Origin of the sequence: Streptococcus sp. oral taxon 431, from assembly GCF_001553685.1 — a bacterium.
Taxonomy (GTDB): domain Bacteria; phylum Bacillota; class Bacilli; order Lactobacillales; family Streptococcaceae; genus Streptococcus.
Genome location: NZ_CP014264.1, coordinates 469,994 through 491,602, shown reverse-complemented (window position 1 = coordinate 491,602; position 21,609 = coordinate 469,994). Strand labels below are relative to the sequence as shown.

Below are 21,609 nucleotides of genomic sequence, written 5' to 3'. Positions count from 1 at the left end.
GCGGTGGGACAGAAATCGATAGACAAAGTCTCGATTTCGTAGTCCCAGCCCCGCGAGGATGATTATGAGCTTTTTGGAGTCTAAAAGACGAACAAAAAGTTCAATCAGCTACCGCGTCAAAGTTTGATTGCTAATAAAAAGTGAGGTCGGGATCTTTTATCCCAACCTCTTTTTTGTTTGCCTAGTTTACAAGGCTCTATCTCCATATTTAAAAAATAATACTCTTCGAAAATCAAATTCAAACTACGTCAGCTTCACCTTGCCGTACTCAAGTACAGCCTGCGGCTAGCTTCCTAGTTTGCTCTTTGATTTTCATTGAGTATAAACAGTCGACTTTTGTTTTATAGCAGCTATCCTAATGATACTCGATAGGAATTCTCCACTTTAATTTCTATAATTTTCTAGCATTTTAGAAATTTACTTTTTACCACTTTTCCATTAAGTGGCCCAATCAAAAAACCGTAAGAATTTCTTCTTACGGTTTTTCTAGCAAACTCATAGAATCAAGATTCTCAAATTTGCTTTATCTGAGTAATATTTTACTCTTCTTCCTCACGTTTTTTAGCGAAGAGGAGTCCGCCTGTCGCTGCTGCAAGAAGTGCTAAAGCAAGTGAAGCGCTAGATTGTTCTGTACCAGTATTTGGCAATTCTTTCGCTCCTGCTTTCTTAGCTGATTGGTTAGCAGCTGATTCTTTAGTTGCTTCCTTAACAGCATTCTCACTTGCAATTACTGCTACTGAGCCATCTGCAAAGGTTACAACTACTGATCCATCATTATTAACCTTGATATCTGTTGCTGTTGGGTTAGCTTTCTTAACTTCGTCGGCTACCTTAGCTTTTTCTGCGTCTGTTAAGTTAGCTGGATCTTTAACTGGTGTCTTAGCTTCTGGATCTTTAACACCGTTTGAGTCAGCTTCTTTAACTGTCTTATCTGGTGTTACTGTTGCTGTTGAACCATCTGGGAAGGTTACAGTTGTTGTTCCATCTTTACCTACTTCAACATTTGTTGCTGTTGGGTTAGCTTTCTTAACTTCGTCGGCTACCTTAGCTTTTTCTGCGTCTGTTAAGTTAGCTGGATCTTTAACTGGTGTCTTAGCTTCTGGATCTTTAACACCGTTTGAGTCAGCTTCTTTAACTGTCTTATCTGGTGTTACTGTTGCTGTTGAACCATCTGGGAAGGTTACAGTTGTTGTTCCATCTTTACCTACTTCAACATTTGTTGCTGTTGGGTTAGCCTTCTTAACTTCGTCGGCTACTTTAGCTTTTTCTGCGTCTGTTAAGTTAGCTGGATCTTTAACTGGTGTCTTAGCTTTTGGATCTTTAACGCCGTTTGAGTCAGCTTCTTTAACTGTCTTATCTGGTGTTACTGTTGCTGTTGAACCATCTGGGAAGGTTACAGTTGTTGTTCCATCTTTACCTACTTCAACATTTGTTGCTGTTGGGTTAGCCTTCTTAACTTCGTCGGCTACCTTAGCTTTTTCTGCGTCTGTTAAGTTAGCTGGATCTTTAACTGGTGTCTTAGCTTTTGGATCTTTAACGCCGTTTGAGTCAGCTTCTTTAACTGTCTTATCTGGTGTTACTGTTGCTGTTGAACCATCTGGGAAGGTTACTGTGGCTGTGCCGTCGTTTCCTACTTCTACCTTACTTGCTGTCGGGTTAGCTTTCTTAACTTCGTCGGCTACCTTAGCTTTTTCTGCGTCTGTTAAGTTAGCTGGATCTTTAACTGGTGTCTTAGCTTTTGGATCTTTAACGCCGTTTGAGTCAGCTTCTTTAACTGTCTTCGCTGGGGTCAAGACTGCCACTGAACCATCTGGGAAGGTTACTGTGGCTGTGCCGTCGTTTCCTACTTCTACCTTACTTGCTGTTGGGTTAGCTTTCTTAACTTCGTCGGCTACCTTAGCTTTTTCAGCATCTGTAAGAGCTGATGGGTTCACTACTGGGGTGATTGCTGGATCTTTAGTTGCTACCATTGGATCGCTTGCATCTGATGTTTGACCATCTTTTGTAGCTGTAGCAGTTACATTACCTGCTGGAATATCAACGGTTGGGGTGATTGTAGCTTTACCATCTGTTCCTGCTGTTGCTTCACCAATCTTGTTACCATCTTTGTCGAACAATTCTACCTTAGTGCCTGGGTCTGCAGTTACTACAACTGGATCTTTAGTTCCTGCTTTACCTGTAAGGTCTGTATCTACAACTGGTTTGCTTGGTTTAGCTGGTGTTGCTGCTGTAGCTACCATTGGATCGCTTGCATCTGATGTTTGACCATCTTTTGTAGCTGTAGCAGTTACATTACCTGCTGGAATATCAACGGTTGGGGTGATTGTAGCTTTACCATCTGTTCCTGCTGTTGCTTCACCAATCTTGTTACCATCTTTGTCGAACAATTCTACCTTAGTGCCTGGGTCTGCAGTTACTACAACTGGATCTTTAGTTCCTGCTTTACCTGTAAGGTCTGTATCTACAACTGGTTTGCTTGGTTTAGCTGGTGTTGCTGCTGTAGCTACCATTGGATCGCTTGCATCTGATGTTTGACCATCTTTTGTAGCTGTAGCAGTTACATTACCTGCTGGAATATCAACGGTTGGGGTGATTGTAGCTTTACCATCTGTTCCTGCTGTTGCTTCACCAATCTTGTTACCATCTTTGTCGAACAATTCTACCTTAGTGCCTGGGTCTGCAGTTACTACAACTGGATCTTTAGTTCCTGCTTTACCTGTAAGGTCTGTATCTACAACTGGTTTGCTTGGTTTAGCTGGTGTTGCTGCTGTAGCTACCATTGGATCGCTTGCATCTGATGTTTGACCATCTTTTGTAGCTGTAGCAGTTACATTACCTGCTGGAATATCAACGGTTGGGGTGATTGTAGCTTTACCATCTGTTCCTGCTGTTGCTTCACCAATCTTGTTACCATCTTTGTCGAACAATTCTACCTTAGTGCCTGGGTCTGCAGTTACTACAACTGGATCTTTAGTTCCTGCTTTACCTGTAAGGTCTGTATCTACAACTGGTTTGCTTGGTTTAGCTGGTGTTGCTGCTGTAGCTACCATTGGATCGCTTGCATCTGATGTTTGACCATCTTTTGTAGCTGTAGCAGTTACATTACCTGCTGGAATATCAACGGTTGGGGTGATTGTAGCTTTACCATCTGTTCCTGCTGTTGCTTCACCAATCTTGTTACCATCTTTGTCGAACAATTCTACCTTAGTGCCTGGGTCTGCAGTTACTACAACTGGATCTTTAGTTCCTGCTTTACCTGTAAGGTCTGTATCTACAACTGGTTTGCTTGGTTTAGCTGGTGTTGCTGCTGTAGCTACCATTGGATCGCTTGCATCTGATGTTTGACCATCTTTTGTAGCTGTAGCAGTTACATTACCTGCTGGAATATCAACGGTTGGGGTGATTGTAGCTTTACCATCTGTTCCTGCTGTTGCTTCACCAATCTTGTTACCATCTTTGTCGAACAATTCTACCTTAGTGCCTGGGTCTGCAGTTACTACAACTGGATCTTTAGTTCCTGCTTTACCTGTAAGGTCTGTATCTACAACTGGTTTGCTTGGTTTAGCTGGTGTTGCTGCTGTAGCTACCATTGGATCGCTTGCATCTGATGTTTGACCATCTTTTGTAGCTGTAGCAGTTACATTACCTGCTGGAATATCAACGGTTGGGGTGATTGTAGCTTTACCATCTGTTCCTGCTGTTGCTTCACCAATCTTGTTACCATCTTTGTCGAACAATTCTACCTTAGTGCCTGGGTCTGCAGTTACTACAACTGGATCTTTAGTTCCTGCTTTACCTGTAAGGTCTGTATCTACAACTGGTTTGCTTGGTTTAGCTGGTGTTGCTGCTGTAGCTACCATTGGATCGCTTGCATCTGATGTTTGACCATCTTTTGTAGCTGTAGCAGTTACATTACCTGCTGGAATATCAACGGTTGGGGTGATTGTAGCTTTACCATCTGTTCCTGCTGTTGCTTCACCAATCTTGTTACCATCTTTGTCGAACAATTCTACCTTAGTGCCTGGGTCTGCAGTTACTACAACTGGATCTTTAGTTCCTGCTTTACCTGTAAGGTCTGTATCTACAACTGGTTTGCTTGGTTTAGCTGGTGTTGCTGCTGTAGCTACCATTGGATCGCTTGCATCTGATGTTTGACCATCTTTTGTAGCTGTAGCAGTTACATTACCTGCTGGAATATCAACGGTTGGGGTGATTGTAGCTTTACCATCTGTTCCTGCTGTTGCTTCACCAATCTTGTTACCATCTTTGTCGAACAATTCTACCTTAGTGCCTGGGTCTGCAGTTACTACAACTGGATCTTTAGTTCCTGCTTTACCTGTAAGGTCTGTATCTACAACTGGTTTGCTTGGTTTAGCTGGTGTTGCTGCTGTAGCTACCATTGGATCGCTTGCATCTGATGTTTGACCATCTTTTGTAGCTGTAGCAGTTACATTACCTGCTGGAATATCAACGGTTGGGGTGATTGTAGCTTTACCATCTGTTCCTGCTGTTGCTTCACCAATCTTGTTACCATCTTTGTCGAACAATTCTACCTTAGTGCCTGGGTCTGCAGTTACTACAACTGGATCTTTAGTTCCTGCTTTACCTGTAAGGTCTGTATCTACAACTGGTTTGCTTGGTTTAGCTGGTGTTGCTGCTGTAGCTACCATTGGATCGCTTGCATCTGATGTTTGACCATCTTTTGTAGCTGTAGCAGTTACATTACCTGCTGGAATATCAACGGTTGGGGTGATTGTAGCTTTACCATCTGTTCCTGCTGTTGCTTCACCAATCTTGTTACCATCTTTGTCGAACAATTCTACCTTAGTGCCTGGGTCTGCAGTTACTACAACTGGATCTTTAGTTCCTGCTTTACCTGTAAGGTCTGTATCTACAACTGGTTTGCTTGGTTTAGCTGGTGTTGCTGCTGTAGCTACCATTGGATCGCTTGCATCTGATGTTTGACCATCTTTTGTAGCTGTAGCAGTTACATTACCTGCTGGAATATCAACGGTTGGGGTGATTGTAGCTTTACCATCTGTTCCTGCTGTTGCTTCACCAATCTTGTTACCATCTTTGTCGAACAATTCTACCTTAGTGCCTGGGTCTGCAGTTACTACAACTGGATCTTTAGTTCCTGCTTTACCTGTAAGGTCTGTATCTACAACTGGTTTGCTTGGTTTAGCTGGTGTTGCTGCTGTAGCTACCATTGGATCGCTTGCATCTGATGTTTGACCATCTTTTGTAGCTGTAGCAGTTACATTACCTGCTGGAATATCAACGGTTGGGGTGATTGTAGCTTTACCATCTGTTCCTGCTGTTGCTTCACCAATCTTGTTACCATCTTTGTCGAACAATTCTACCTTAGTGCCTGGGTCTGCAGTTACTACAACTGGATCTTTAGTTCCTGCTTTACCTGTAAGGTCTGTATCTACAACTGGTTTGCTTGGTTTAGCTGGTGTTGCTGCTGTAGCTACCATTGGATCGCTTGCATCTGATGTTTGACCATCTTTTGTAGCTGTAGCAGTTACATTACCTGCTGGAATATCAACGGTTGGGGTGATTGTAGCTTTACCATCTGTTCCTGCTGTTGCTTCACCAATCTTGTTACCATCTTTGTCGAACAATTCTACCTTAGTGCCTGGGTCTGCAGTTACTACAACTGGATCTTTAGTTCCTGCTTTACCTGTAAGGTCTGTATCTACAACTGGTTTGCTTGGTTTAGCTGGTGTTGCTGCTGTAGCTACCATTGGATCGCTTGCATCTGATGTTTGACCATCTTTTGTAGCTGTAGCAGTTACATTACCTGCTGGAATATCAACGGTTGGGGTGATTGTAGCTTTACCATCTGTTCCTGCTGTTGCTTCACCAATCTTGTTACCATCTTTGTCGAACAATTCTACCTTAGTGCCTGGGTCTGCAGTTACTACAACTGGATCTTTAGTTCCTGCTTTACCTGTAAGGTCTGTATCTACAACTGGTTTGCTTGGTTTAGCTGGTGTTGCTGCTGTAGCTACCATTGGATCGCTTGCATCTGATGTTTGACCATCTTTTGTAGCTGTAGCAGTTACATTACCTGCTGGAATATCAACGGTTGGGGTGATTGTAGCTTTACCATCTGTTCCTGCTGTTGCTTCACCAATCTTGTTACCATCTTTGTCGAACAATTCTACCTTAGTGCCTGGGTCTGCAGTTACTACAACTGGATCTTTAGTTCCTGCTTTACCTGTAAGGTCTGTATCTACAACTGGTTTGCTTGGTTTAGCTGGTGTTGCTGCTGTAGCTACCATTGGATCGCTTGCATCTGATGTTTGACCATCTTTTGTAGCTGTAGCAGTTACATTACCTGCTGGAATATCAACGGTTGGGGTGATTGTAGCTTTACCATCTGTTCCTGCTGTTGCTTCACCAATCTTGTTACCATCTTTGTCGAACAATTCTACCTTAGTGCCTGGGTCTGCAGTTACTACAACTGGATCTTTAGTTCCTGCTTTACCTGTAAGGTCTGTATCTACAACTGGTTTGCTTGGTTTTTCCCCTTCAACTTCAAAAGTAATCGTAACTTCTTGTGGAGCTTGGTTATAATGAGCTGGGTAAGTAACCACTACGGTTTTAGTATAAGTACCTGCTTCTGTAGCAGTTGGTGCTTGACCGTCTTTCCATTTGAAGCTTGTTGCACCACGGTAGTTATTTGGGAATTCTGGTGTTCCAGCTTTATTGGTTACATAAGTAGCTGGATCAGCAGCAAAACTTCCACCAACTTTGGCAGTGTACTTTTCTTTGACTGCTACTGCTTGGAATTTTGAACTTGCATTATCTATGAAGTTATCCATATAACCAGTCATAATCTCGGTTTTTGCACCAATAGCACCACCTGTACCTTGTAATCCCGCTATATAATCAAGTGGTTTCGACTTATCAAGAATTGGTGTGTCATAAGTAATAGTCCAACTTGGATTTTTACCTAGCCAACCTCCTGCAACATCTGCTGTTAGTGTATATAAAGCCTGTGAACGCGCTGCTGCCTGAGCTGCTGCTTCTGCCTCTTTTCCTTTTAGCGCTGGATTGCCAATATTTTTGTAGAATTCCGCTAGTTTTTTAGTCATCTCATCGCCAGTATAGACGTTCGTTTTACCTTTTGCCCCCATGACATAAGAACCATCATTATTCTTCCAGTCAGTACGGGTACTCATGACTTTGCCATTTTTATCAGTCTGCACAATATTCCAGTTAGTTGGAGTACCTACTGAGTCTTTTGGTACAGTAAAGTAGGTATATCCGCTTACTGCATTTCCAACTCGCCCGCCATTAACAACAGTTGTCCAATGAATGACATTTTTAGCGTTATCAACTTCGTAAGAAATCTTTATATAATCATCAACAACAACCTCGCCCCTTTTTTTATTTGTATACTCAAGGTTTTCAGCCCCTTCTGATGCTCGTGGTGCTGTTGCTCGTAGTGCACGATTAGTACGTGGTTTCGCTACTAAAGAGCCATCTTTGATCGTTTGTGCTGCTGTCAAGTTTGCTCTTGACCCATCTGCAAAAGCAACAACTACTGAGCCGTCTGCTTGGACTTGAACATCAGTTGCTGTAGGGTTTGCTGCCTTAACAGCTGCCACAACTTTTGCTTTTTCTTCATCAGTCAGTGCTGCTGGATTGTAAACAACAGTCACTTCTGGAGCTTGGATGCTGTCTGCTTCCTTAGCTTTTTCAGTCGCAACTACTGGTTCTTCTTTAGAATTTTGAGTAGGTTCAACTGCTTTTTCGGCATTTTCTTCAGTTGCTACTACTGGTGCCACTTCTACAGCTGGCGCTGCATAAGTTGGGTTCTCTTCGGCTGAAACCGGCTTAGTCCCCTCTGTTGTAGAGCTAGTCTCTGGCTTAGCTTCTACTATATCTGCTTTGACTGATGGTGCTACTAAAGCAGCCCCGACCGCAAAAACAAGCGAACAACCGAAAAGGAAATGTTTTCCTTTTTTGATCATACGCCAATTCTTTTGCTCTGCATTTTTACGATTAAAATACATATTTATATCTCCTTTTTTTGTACTTCTTAGCATTTTATCTGCTACATACATCTTTATTATAAAGTATGTCTATCAGAAAGTCAAAAAATTGTATAGAAAACAATAGTAGTAAAATTTTACTACTAATGTTCAAAAATAGCATTTTCTAACCCTTAAGCAATCCTTATTATAATAGGATTTTCAACTCAAAAAATCCTTACAACAATTGTTAAACAGTACAAGTTTATCTCATCAATTTATATCAAAATAGATACATTACTTTACACATTTATAACTTTTGTCCAATTTTAAAATTAGTCTACAATACTTGAAATTAAGAGACATATCCTCTTCTTGATATTTTCCGTATGTACTTAACAACGAACAAGCACCATGAGCAAAGGATCTCAAAAAAATACTCGCTCTAACCTGAACGTCCCTTATATAAAAGATTTCCTCAAATCTAAACATAGCTAGAGTATGGCCAAACTATATATTCACTCGCTTGTTTAATAACAGAAATTTTTATCTAATCCACTTACTTTATAAAGGTGCGATTATCAACGACAAATAACTCTGATTAACTCTATAAAATATAGATAATATTTGAAATTATTCCTATCTCTGATATGTTTCTTTATGAAGAAAAGCCCATAGAAACATTTGTTCTATGGGCTTTGTCTTTAAACTTATCTACAAGAAGATCTTCCTAAGAATTTTCTAGCAAAATTACAGAATTCATATTCTCAAATTTACTTTACTGAATATTTTCTTACTCTTCTTCCTCGCGTTTTTTAGCGATGAGGAGTCCTCCTGTCACTGCTGCAAGAAGTGCTAGTCCAAGTGAAGCGTTAGATTGTTTAGTACCAGTGTTTGGTAATTCTTTCGCTCCTGCTTTCTTAGCTGGTGCTTGAGCAGGTGAATCTTGGTTAGCAGCTGTAACAGTTTTTTCAGCTGGAATGACTGCTACCGATCCATCTTCAAAGGTTACAACTACTGATCCGTCTTTGTTAACCTTGATATCTTTCGCAGTTGGGTTAGCTTTCTTAACTTCGTCAGCTACTTTAGCTTTTTCGGCATCAGTCAAGTTACTTGGATCTGTAACCGGAGTTACTGATGGATTCTTAACTCCATCTGATTCCTTAGCTTTGTCTGATGATTTCTTAACAGTCTTATCTGCTGGGATAACAGCTGTTGATCCATCTGGGAAGGTTACGGTTGCTGTACCGTCTTCACCAACTTTAACATCTGTTGCTGTTGGGTTAGCCTTCTTAACTTCGTCCGCTACTTTTGCTTTTTCGGCATCTGTAAGGGCTGATGGGTTCGCTACTGGTGTTACAACTGGAGTCTTAACGCCATTTGAGTCAGCTTCTTTCACTGTCTGTGCTGGTGTCAAGCTTGCTGTTGATCCATCTGGGAAGGTTACGGTTGCTGTACCATCTTCACCAACTTTAACATCGGTTGCTGTTGGGTTAGCTTTCTTAACTTCTTCAGCTACCTTAGCTTTTTCGGCATCTGTAAGGGCTGATGGGTTCGCTACTGGAGTTACAGCTGGAGTCTTAACGCCATTTGAGTCAGCTTCTTTTACTGTCTGTGCTGGTGTCAAGATTGCTGTTGATCCATCTGGGAAGGTTACTGTTGCTGTACCGTCTTCACCAACTTTAACATCTGTTGCTGTTGGGTTAGCTTTCTTAACTTCGTCCGCTACCTTAGCTTTTTCGGCATCTGTAAGTGCTGATGGGTTCGCTACTGGAGTTACAGTCGGAATCTTAACGACTTTATCATCTGACTTCTTAACAGTCTTATCTGATGGAATAACAGCTGTTGTACCATCTGGATATGTCACTGTTGCCGTACCATCTTCACCAACTTTAACATCTGTTACGGTTGGGTTAGCTTTCTTAACTTCGTCCGCTACCTTAGCTTTTTCGGCATCTGTAAGGGCTGATGGATTAACGACTGGAGTTACAGCTGGATCTTTAATGACTTTATCAGCAGATTTCTTAACAGTCTTCTCTGGAGAGATAACCGCTGTTGTACCATCTGGGAAAGTTACGGTTGTTGTGCCGTCTTCACCAACTTTAACATCTGTTACGGTTGGATTAGCTTTCTTAACTTCGTCCGCTACCTTAGCTTTTTCAGAATCTGTAAGAGCTGATGGGTTCGCTACTGGAGTCACAGCTGGGCTATTAACGCCAGTTGAATCAGCTTCTTTTACTGTCTTCTCTGGAGTTAAGGTTGCTGTTGTACCATCTGAATATGTAACTGTTGTTGTACCATCTTCACCAACTTTAACATCTGTTACGGCTGGGTTAGCTTTCTTAACTTCGTCCGCTACCTTAGCTTTTTCAGAATCTGTAAGAGCTGATGGTTTTACAACTGGGGTCACAGCTGGATCCTTAAGTTCTTTATCAACTGATCTCTTAACAGTTTTATTTGATGGGAGAACAGCTGTTGTACCACTTGGATATGTAACTGTTGTTGTGCCGTCTTCACCAACTTTAACATCTGTTACGGTTGGGTTAGCTTTCTTAACTTCTTCAGCCACCTTAGCTTTTTCAGCGTCAGTCAAGTTACTTGGATCTGTAACTGGGGTTACAGCTGGATCCTTAAGTTCTTTATCAGCTTCTTTTACTGTCTGTGCTGGTGTCAAGCTTGCTGTTGATCCATCCGGGAAGGTTACTGTCGCTGTTCCATCTTCACCAACTTTAACATCTGTTGCTGTCGGGTTAGCTTTCTTAACTTCGTCAGCTACTTTTGCTTTTTCTGCATCTGTAAGGGCTGATGGGTTCGCTACTGGAGTTACTGATGGTGTCTTAACTGGTGTTGCTTTCGCTGGTTCACTTGCTACTGATGTGTTTCCTGATGGATCTGTCGCTTTCGCTGTCACATTTCCTTCTGGAATATTAACAGTTGGCGTAACAGTTGCTTTACCGTTGTTATCAGCTGTACCTTCACCAATCTTGTTGCCGTCTTTATCGAACAACTCTACATTAGATCCTGGCTCTGCACTCACTACAACCGGAGTCTTAGTACCTGCTTTACCAGTTAGGTCTGTATCGACTACTGGTTTCGCTGGAGCTTCTGTATCTGGTGTGCTTGGTTTTGTTGCTTTCGCTGGGTCACTTGCTACTGATGTGTTTCCTGATGGATCTGTCGCTTTCGCTGTCACATTTCCTTCTGGAATATTAACAGTTGGCGTAACAGTTGCTTTACCGTTGTTATCAGCTGTACCTTCACCAATCTTGTTGCCGTCTTTATCGAACAACTCTACATTAGATCCTGGCTCTGCACTCACTACAACCGGAGTCTTAGTACCTGCTTTACCAGTTAGGTCTGTATCGACTACTGGTTTCGCTGGTGCTTCTGTATCTGGTGTGCTTGGTTTTGTTGCTTTCGCTGGGTCACTTGCTACTGATGTGTTTCCTGATGGATCTGTCGCTTTCGCTGTCACATTTCCTGCTGGAATATTAACAGTTGGCGTAACAGTTGCTTTACCGTTGTTATCAGCTGTACCTTCACCAATCTTGTTGCCGTCTTTATCGAACAACTCTACATTAGATCCTGGCTCTGCACTCACTACAACCGGAGTCTTAGTACCTGCTTTACCAGTTAGGTCTGTATCGACTACTGGTTTCGCTGGTGCTTCTGTATCTGGTGTGCTTGGTTTTGTTGCTTTCGCTGGGTCACTTGCTACTGATGTGTTTCCTGATGGATCTGTCGCTTTCGCTGTCACATTTCCTTCTGGAATATTAACAGTTGGCGTAACAGTTGCTTTACCGTTGTTATCAGCTGTACCTTCACCAATCTTGTTGCCGTCTTTATCGAACAACTCTACATTAGATCCTGGCTCTGCACTCACTACAACCGGAGTCTTAGTACCTGCTTTACCAGTTAGGTCTGTATCGACTACTGGTTTCGCTGGAGCTTCTGTATCTGGTGTGCTTGGTTTTGTTGCTTTCGCTGGGTCACTTGCTACTGATGTGTTTCCTGATGGATCTGTCGCTTTCGCTGTCACATTTCCTTCTGGAATATTAACAGTTGGCGTAACAGTTGCTTTACCGTTGTTATCAGCTGTACCTTCACCAATCTTGTTGCCGTCTTTATCGAACAACTCTACATTAGATCCTGGCTCTGCACTCACTACAACCGGAGTCTTAGTACCTGCTTTACCAGTTAGGTCTGTATCGACTACTGGTTTCGCTGGAGCTTCTGTATCTGGTGTGCTTGGTTTTGTTGCTTTCGCTGGGTCACTTGCTACTGATGTGTTTCCTGATGGATCTGTCGCTTTCGCTGTCACATTTCCTTCTGGAATATTAACAGTTGGCGTAACAGTTGCTTTACCGTTGTTATCAGCTGTACCTTCACCAATCTTGTTGCCGTCTTTATCGAACAACTCTACATTAGATCCTGGCTCTGCACTCACTACAACCGGAGTCTTAGTACCTGCTTTACCAGTTAGGTCTGTATCGACTACTGGTTTCGCTGGAGCTTCTGTATCTGGTGTGCTTGGTTTTGTTGCTTTCGCTGGGTCACTTGCTACTGATGTGTTTCCTGATGGATCTGTCGCTTTCGCTGTCACATTTCCTTCTGGAATATTAACAGTTGGCGTAACAGTTGCTTTACCGTTGTTATCAGCTGTACCTTCACCAATCTTGTTGCCGTCTTTATCGAACAACTCTACCTTAGATCCTGGCTCTGCACTCACTACAACCGGAGTCTTAGTACCTGCTTTACCAGTTAGGTCTGTATCGACTACTGGTTTCGCTGGAGCTTCTGTATCTGGTGTGCTTGGTTTTGTTGCTTTCGCTGGGTCACTTGCTACTGATGTGTTTCCTGATGGATCTGTCGCTTTCGCTGTCACATTTCCTTCTGGAATATTAACAGTTGGCGTAACAGTTGCTTTACCGTTGTTATCAGCTGTACCTTCACCAATCTTGTTGCCGTCTTTATCGAACAACTCTACATTAGATCCTGGCTCTGCACTCACTACAACCGGAGTCTTAGTACCTGCTTTACCAGTTAGGTCTGTATCGACTACTGGTTTCGCTGGAGCTTCTGTATCTGGTGTGCTTGGTTTTGTTGCTTTCGCTGGGTCACTTGCTACTGATGTGTTTCCTGATGGATCTGTCGCTTTCGCTGTCACATTTCCTGCTGGAATATTAACAGTTGGCGTAACAGTTGCTTTACCGTTGTTATCAGCTGTACCTTCACCAATCTTGTTGCCGTCTTTATCGAACAACTCTACATTAGATCCTGGCTCTGCACTCACTACAACCGGAGTCTTAGTACCTGCTTTACCAGTTAGGTCTGTATCGACTACTGGTTTCGCTGGAGCTTCTGTATCTGGTGTGCTTGGTTTTGTTGCTTTCGCTGGGTCACTTGCTACTGATGTGTTTCCTGATGGATCTGTCGCTTTCGCTGTCACATTTCCTTCTGGAATATTAACAGTTGGCGTAACAGTTGCTTTACCGTTGTTATCAGCTGTACCTTCACCAATCTTGTTGCCGTCTTTATCGAACAACTCTACATTAGATCCTGGCTCTGCACTCACTACAACCGGAGTCTTAGTACCTGCTTTACCAGTTAGGTCTGTATCGACTACTGGTTTCGCTGGAGCTTCTGTATCTGGTGTGCTTGGTTTTGTTGCTTTCGCTGGGTCACTTGCTACTGATGTGTTTCCTGATGGATCTGTCGCTTTCGCTGTCACATTTCCTTCTGGAATATTAACAGTTGGCGTAACAGTTGCTTTACCGTTGTTATCAGCTGTACCTTCACCAATCTTGTTGCCGTCTTTATCGAACAACTCTACCTTAGATCCTGGCTCTGCACTCACTACAACCGGAGTCTTAGTACCTGCTTTACCAGTTAGGTCTGTATCGACTACTGGTTTCGCTGGAGCTTCTGTATCTGGTGTGCTTGGTTTTGTTGCTTTCGCTGGGTCACTTGCTACTGATGTGTTTCCTGATGGATCTGTCGCTTTCGCTGTCACATTTCCTTCTGGAATATTAACAGTTGGCGTAACAGTTGCTTTACCGTTGTTATCAGCTGTACCTTCACCAATCTTGTTGCCGTCTTTATCGAACAACTCTACATTAGATCCTGGCTCTGCACTCACTACAACCGGAGTCTTAGTACCTGCTTTACCAGTTAAGTCTGTATCGACTACTGGTTTCGCTGGTGCTTCTGTATCTGGTGTGCTTGGTTTTGTTGCTTTCGCTGGGTCACTTGCTACTGATGTGTTTCCTGATGGATCTGTCGCTTTCGCTGTCACATTTCCTGCTGGAATATTAACAGTTGGCGTAACAGTTGCTTTACCGTTGTTATCAGCTGTACCTTCACCAATCTTGTTGCCGTCTTTATCGAACAACTCTACATTAGATCCTGGCTCTGCACTCACTACAACCGGAGTCTTAGTACCTGCTTTACCAGTTAGGTCTGTATCGACTACTGGTTTCGCTGGTGCTTCTGTATCTGGTGTGCTTGGTTTTGTTGCTTTCGCTGGGTCACTTGCTACTGATGTGTTTCCTGATGGATCTGTCGCTTTCGCTGTCACATTTCCTGCTGGAATATTAACAGTTGGCGTAACAGTTGCTTTACCGTTGTTATCAGCTGTACCTTCACCAATCTTGTTGCCGTCTTTATCGAACAACTCTACATTAGATCCTGGCTCTGCACTCACTACAACCGGAGTCTTAGTACCTGCTTTACCAGTTAGGTCTGTATCGACTACTGGTTTCGCTGGTGCTTCTGTATCTGGTGTGCTTGGTTTTGTTGCTTTCGCTGGGTCACTTGCTACTGATGTGTTTCCTGCTGGGTCTGTTGCTTTCGCTGTCACATTTCCTGCTGGAATATTAACAGTTGGTGTGATAGTGGCTTTACCATTTTCACCTGCAGTTGCTTCGCCAATCTTGTTACCATCTTTATCGTAAAGGGCAACAGTTGAGCCTGGTTCTGCGCTCACTTCAACTGGTGTCTTAGTTCCAGCTTTACCTGTAAGATCTGTGTTCACAACTGGTTTCGCTGGTGCTTCTGTATCTTTAGTTACAAACTCTGATAATGGTTTCTTATCTTGAGAACCATCTTTATAGGTTACAACAAGATTTCCATCAGCATCTTTTGTGACTGATTGAATCTTACCATCTTTATCAGCTACAGCTTTACCTTTTTTGTCTGCCAAGTTAGCATCATCGTTGTTTTGAGAGTACTCAAGTTGTAGTTTCTCTTTGATCTTAGCTAAATCATCATCTGTTACTTTAGATGGATCTGCTACAGTAACTTTTTCAGTTGGAGTTACAATATCATATTTTTGACTTTGTGCCTTAAGCATGACACGGAATGAACCTGGGTCAGTTGCGTTTGATGAACCTACGGCTTTATTCTCAATGAATGCACCATCAGCATCAGTTGCAGTTGCATAACGCCAGCCCAAAACCATACCGGCTGGATTTTCTCCTTTAGTCGCTGCTTCTAAGACTTCTGGTTTCAATCCATCTGTTGCTGCTGGAGTACCTCTATAAGTAATGACTGCTGGGGCATCTGCTGTTGCTGGTGTTTCACTAGAGATAACATTTGCTTTAAATCCATATTGAGTATTGATTGTATTCTCTTCACCTGCAACAGAACCAAACGCTCTGTTACCGCCTTGTTTGACAGTAGCACTTACAATTTTTCCGCTATCATCTTTGAATTTGATATCAAATGAGTTTTCTTCTCCAGCATAGACATAAACTTCTTTAGTATCTTTATTAGAGTAAGGAATCTCTACTGTTGGCGCTACTACTGTTGCTGTAGCTGTAGCTGGGTCACTTGCTACCGATGTGTTACCTGCCACATCTGTTGCTTTCGCTGTTACAGCGCCTGCTGGGATGTCTACTGTTGGCGTGATTGTAGCTTTACCGTTTTCTCCCGCTGTTGCTTCACCAATCTTATTGCCGTCTTTATCGTAAAGGGTAACAGTTGAACCTTTTTCTGCAGTAACCTCAACCGGAGTCTTAGTGCCTGCTTTACCTGTTAGGTCTGTTTCTACAACTGGTTTGGCTGGTGCTACTGTGTCTCTTTCAACATTGATTTCTTTCCAACCAACTGGGCTTGAGTACTTACCTTCAACGATGTTAGCGACAGCTTTAGCTTTACCTTCTTTGACAGGTTCTTTCATTTCAAGAACGATAGTATCTGTAAATCCGTCTGTTGAGCTTGACTTCACAACAGCTTTTGATTCATCTTTTGCATACCATGGTCCGTCAATTGAATCACGTTTAAGAGCGACTTCGCTGGCTTTATCAGTATCTTTGTTAGTGTATCCTAGATAAGCCATACCTGCATCGTGTGGTACTTTAACAGTAATTGTCTTAGTAGCTTCGATCAAGCTTTGTTTATCAGATGATTTTTCATCTGGTTGGATTACCGTTTCACCCAAACCTACTGGTACTTCTGTTTCAGCACTTGGCACACCGTTAAGTGTTTGAGTAACTGTAACTTTGTCTTTTGGAGTCAACTGTGGTTGAGTAGTGATGTTACTATTCAATCCTTTTGGAAGAGTTGCTGTCCAAGTTCCGTCTGCTCCAACAGGAACATTTTCAACAAGTGTGTTATCGCCTGACTTGATGGTAACAGTTGCACCTGGTGTACCAGTACCTGAAATTGTCTTATCAGTTGAGCTCACTCCTGCTCCAGGCATATTATTTGCAGTTGCTGGAATAGTTGGAGTGACAACAGGAGCTGCTGGGGCTACTGGAGTTGCTGCTGTTGCTTCTTTTGGTGCGCTTGCTACTGATGTGTTACTTGCCGCGTCTGTTGCTTTGGCTGTTACATTACCTGCTGGAATATCAACTGTTGGCGTGATTGTAGCTTTACCGTTTTCTCCCGCTGTTGCTTCACCAATCTTATTGCCGTCTTTATCGTAAAGGGTAACAGTTGAACCTTTTTCCGCAGTAACTTCAACCGGAGTCTTAGTGCCTGCTTTACCTGTTAGGTCTGTTTCTACAACTGGTTTGGCTGGTGCTTCTGTATCTGCTGCTGGTGTAACTAAGTATGCAGCAGAAATCTTATCTGTAGATTTATCAGCATAAGTAATGACAAGGTTTCCTTTTTCGTCAACATTATATGTTGCACTTGATGGCAAAGAGGTATTTGCAGCCTTAGCAGCAGCAATAATCTTTGTTTTCTCTGCTTCACTTACATTATTTACATCAGCAACCTCTACTTTTGCACCTGCAACTGGTTCATACTTCTTAGCTGACTCAAGAACAGTAACTTTAAGATCACGTGTTACAGTTACGTTTTTCTTACTTGTAACTGCAAATCTCACAACAGTATCACCTGCTGGTTGTGTCTCTGCAACAGTACCTTGGTAAGAAGCATTACGCTGTCTATAGGTCTTTGAACCAGCTGTCGTCAAGTAAGCACCTAAAGGAAGTACACCTGAGATAGCAGTAGGATTTTGAGGAACCCAGAAGTGTTCAATCGCTGTAGCAGCAGCAATAACATCAACGTTAACTTTGTCACCCGGGTAGACTATGATGTGTGATGCACTAACGAGAAGTTGAGTGTTATCACTACCTCTTGATAGCCCACCACCTGCACCAGTCAATGGTGATTTTGTAACCGTAATCGGTGCACTTTTAGCTGACTCACCTCCACCTGCTGGTGTTGAAGTAGCTGTAATCTCTCCTTCAGGAAGGCTGTTTGTAGGGTGAACAGTTGCTACACCTTGGTCGTTAGCTACAGCTTCACCGATCACAACGCCATCTTTGTTGTAAAGTTTGACAGTTGAACCTGCTGGTGCTTTAACTGTCACATCAGCTGGTGTACTTGCTTTACCTGATAGGTTTGAAGTGATTTCTGGACCACTAGTTGCAGCATCCACTGCTGGAGTAACTGGTTTTGGTGTTTCTGGCTGTGGTTGTGGCTGTGGTTGTGGTTGTGGCTGTGGTTTTGGTGTCTCAGCAGGGAGTTTTGGTTTAAGACTTACACCGACTGATGGAAAATCTGAAGTACGAACTCCAATAACAGCATGACCATTTAAACCATTATTTTTTAATGTATTTTCAATAAGCGCTGTAGAAAAACGACCAAAAAGATTGTGATTTTTCCCGTTTGTTACAACTTCATAAACTATATTATCTGGAATCCCTCCACCAATAGTCCTAAACTCTGACATATGGACTTTGTGATTAGCGAATGGCATCTTCTGTGGACGATTTGGAAGATACTGATCCTTTAGATTATCTCCAAATTTCCCAGACTTACCGATCATACGAATACTGCTAATAGTATCATCTGAAGTAACTGCCAAACCAGCAAAAGTATTCGCTTGCTTTTCAGGAACAACCTCAATTCTCCATGTAGTCTTATCGCCGTCAACACTGTAGCGAACTGATTTAAATTGTTTAACACCCTCACCAGTAAATTCACCTTCACCAAGTGATCCGTCAATTGAACGGTATGCCGCACGTTTTCCTCTTGGACGGGCTACTTCAGTTTCCGCTACTGCTGCTTCAGCTTCTTTAACTTCAGTTTTTTCTTCTGTTGCGACTGTTGCTGCTTTTTCTTCTTTGGCAGCAAGCTGAGCTACTGCATCTTTAAGGCTAGCAAGCGCTGCATCTACTTGTTCTTGGCTTGCTTCTGCATTGTCCAAAACCTTTTGTGCTTGATCAAGCGCTGTGTTTAAGCGAGCAAGAGAGTCTTCTGTCTTTCCTGCTTTATCCAAAACTTTCACTTCTTCGACCAACTGGGTCAAAGCTTCTTTGTTAGCTGTTTTAGCAGTAGTGTTTTCGACTACTACTGCTTTTTCCTCAGCCTCTACTGTAGCTGGAGCCACTGGTGTTGATGGAGCTACTTCTACAGCTGGTGCTGCATAAGTTGCATTCTCTTCAGCTGCAATTGGCTTAGCCCCATCTGTTGTAGAGCTAGTTTCTGGCTTAGCATCTACTGTGTCTGCTTTGACTGATGGAGCTACTAAAGCTGCCCCAACAGCAAAGACAAGCGAACAACCAAATAAGAAATGTTTTCCTTTTTTGATCATTCGCCAGTTTTTCTGTTCTGCATTTTTACGATTAAAATACATGAATTTTCTCCTAATTTTAAAATTATAGCATGTCTTTAACATACAATTTACATTATAAAACAAAGGTTCATTTTAGTCAATCATTTTGAATTATATATTTAAAAATTCTTTTCGTACAAAATAATTCTAAACTGACGATTTTTCTTTTAAAATACAATATAATAAGTGCAGGCATATTCTTTGTTTTTTTGATTTACTTGTGATATAATAACTAACATCTCTAAAAATATGATTTTTGTTTGTTATAATCAATTTTATTACAGGAGGAATAATTTATGAGAGCTCTATTAACTCAAAAAGAACAAAGGCAATTAAGAATTTTAGAATATTTATTTGAAAATTCAGACTGGATTCACCTAGATCCCCTGGCAGAAGCCCTAGACATCAACACTCGTATCATCAAAAGTGATATCAAGGAGATGCGCGAAGTCCTCTCTTGCTTCGAAATCCAATCTTCAACAGCTGGTATCAGACTTGCCAATAATAACAATTTAGGCATTGAACGAATTTACCGCCACATTTTGCAAGATTCTTCTAACTTCCAAGTTTTGAGAGCATTCTTTTTATTAGAAGAACCATTTACCTATGAACATCTAGCTCAAACTCTTGATGTTTCGCTTCCTGCACTTCGCAAAAAAGTCGCTGAGATTAATCATATCTTGCAAAATAAATACCGCTTCAAACTCAAGGTCACTCCAATCTCTATCATTGGAGACGAAAAAGACATCCGTTTCTTTTTTGCCCAGTACTTCCATGAAGCCTATGGTTACTTCAAATGGCCATTTACTGATTCTAAGAAAGACATTGAAGAATTTGTTGCTTTCTTTCTTAAAATGACAGGATTTCCTGCCAATTATGCCAACTTGTTGCAGCTAGAAACACAAATAGCTGTTAATTTGCACCGATTTAAGATCGGTGCTACCATCCAAACAACGAGCGATTCTACAAATGATCTTCCTTTATATGATCAACTGCCAGAGTTCAAAGATCAACTCGAACCATTGGCTAAGCGTCTGAATATCGAGGTTAACCGTCATACCTTAGAACAAATCTTTGATTCTTATACTCAAAAAGGAATCTTCTTTACTGTTGAAGATTTTCTAGCCGCCCGTTCAGATGATAAGGAAGTTGAGCACTCTTACCACGCTGCTCGAGATGTCCTCGATAATTTGACTCGTGAATTTGGAATTCACTTTACAAATACAGACGAGCTAGTCTGGCACCTACACAATACCGCTCTTCTTGAACGTCAAGAAATCAACTCAGAATCCATCATTTCTCATAATAAATCCTATACGCTCAAAAAAATCAAGAAATTCTTCCCTGAATTTTACGAAGCAGCTGTTTTCGAAATGATGCGTTATAAGTCTAGCTTGGGACAAAAAGAACTGGCGCACGCTGTCGTCCATCTGGTTTACACTCTCTTGACTCACGCTTCAGATTTGATGGAACAACTGTTAGAATCTCAGAATAAGGTTCGTGTCCTTGTTTTGAGTGAATTTGACTTTGCTCATCCTCGGGCTCTCATCTCTCTCTATAAATACTACACTTCTAAAAATATCCAGTTTGAAACATGGGACAAGGCTACATTGAATGTTGATGAGATTATGGAGGCTGGATATGATGCCATTTTAACTAACTTTGATGTCGAAGGTTTAAATCATCCAAAACTAATCAATATTGGACGTATGCCCCAGCTTCAAGTTATTAGCGAACTGAACACCATCTCGCTTGGTGATCTTTAAAATTACTTTTTTTGAAAGAATAATCATTTACAGTTTTATTTCTATATGGCCACTCAGCTTAACGATACAAAACGAAAAAGCTAGAATTCTGAATATCAGAAAACTAGCTTTTTTTGTTTATTTTTTTATCCTACCAAAGAATTCCCTTATAGGATAACAGAAGGGCAAGGATTAATAATCCATAGAAGAACATAAAGAGCCACTTTGATTATCCTTCCAGAATGACAGTATAAATGCTAATACAATTCCTATAACGAGTTACATTTCTTCCTCCTTTAATGATTCTATTTTATCATCATTATCCACATAAAAAAGAGGATCTAAGATCCTCTTATCCTTCTATCCTACTCTCTGCATCTGCCACCACTTGAGCAAGACTGGTTTGACTCAGCTCCTGCTCCATGGCTAGCTGAATCTTTTGTAATTTCTCATCTAAAACTCCATGGATATTTGCACCAACTGGACAAGCTGGATTGGGATTGTCATGAAAACTAAAGAGTTGACCTGTCTTTCCTAGACACTCAACTGCTTGGTAAACATCTAAAAGACTGATGTCCTCTAGGTCTTTGATAATCTCTGCTCCACCAGTTCCACGCGCGACTGAGATCAACTCTGCCTTTTTCAGTTGAGATAAGGTCTTACGGATAATGACAGGATTAACTCCAACGCTACTAGCAAGAAAATCACTAGTCACCTTACTTTCTTTCCCTTTCAAGGCTATGATAATCAACATATGGGTCGCGATGGTAAATCGACTTGAAATTTGCATAAGGTTCTCCTTTTTCTA

General features: G+C 41.8%; 4 protein-coding genes. 1 reads left to right on the top strand and 3 read right to left on the bottom strand.

Features of this window, described 5'->3' with window-relative positions; all coding sequences use genetic code 11:
• Window positions 1-539: 539 nt before the first annotated feature.
• A complete protein-coding gene (locus AXE83_RS02310; protein WP_060955271.1) occupies window positions 540-8,030 on the bottom strand; it encodes an LPXTG cell wall anchor domain-containing protein in 7,491 nt (2,496 codons plus the stop codon).
• Between the two features lie 751 nt (window positions 8,031-8,781).
• A complete protein-coding gene (locus tag AXE83_RS02305) occupies window positions 8,782-19,077 on the bottom strand; it encodes an Ig-like domain-containing protein (protein WP_060955270.1) in 10,296 nt (3,431 codons plus the stop codon).
• 275 nt (window positions 19,078-19,352) lie between these two features.
• Here AXE83_RS02305 and AXE83_RS02300 point away from each other — a divergent pair, with 275 nt between their 5' ends.
• On the top strand, window positions 19,353-20,822 hold the full coding sequence (locus tag AXE83_RS02300) for a M protein trans-acting positive regulator PRD domain-containing protein (RefSeq protein ID WP_060955269.1): 1,470 nt from the start codon (window positions 19,353-19,355) through the stop codon (window positions 20,820-20,822).
• A 331-nt stretch (window positions 20,823-21,153) separates the two neighbouring features.
• Here AXE83_RS02300 and AXE83_RS02295 read toward each other — a convergent pair whose 3' ends face one another.
• The gene (locus AXE83_RS02295) at window positions 21,154-21,591 is read right to left on the bottom strand and encodes an Rrf2 family transcriptional regulator (protein ID WP_060955268.1); all 438 of its coding nucleotides are present in this window, start codon (window positions 21,589-21,591) and stop codon (window positions 21,154-21,156) included.
• Window positions 21,592-21,609: the final 18 nt, after the last annotated feature.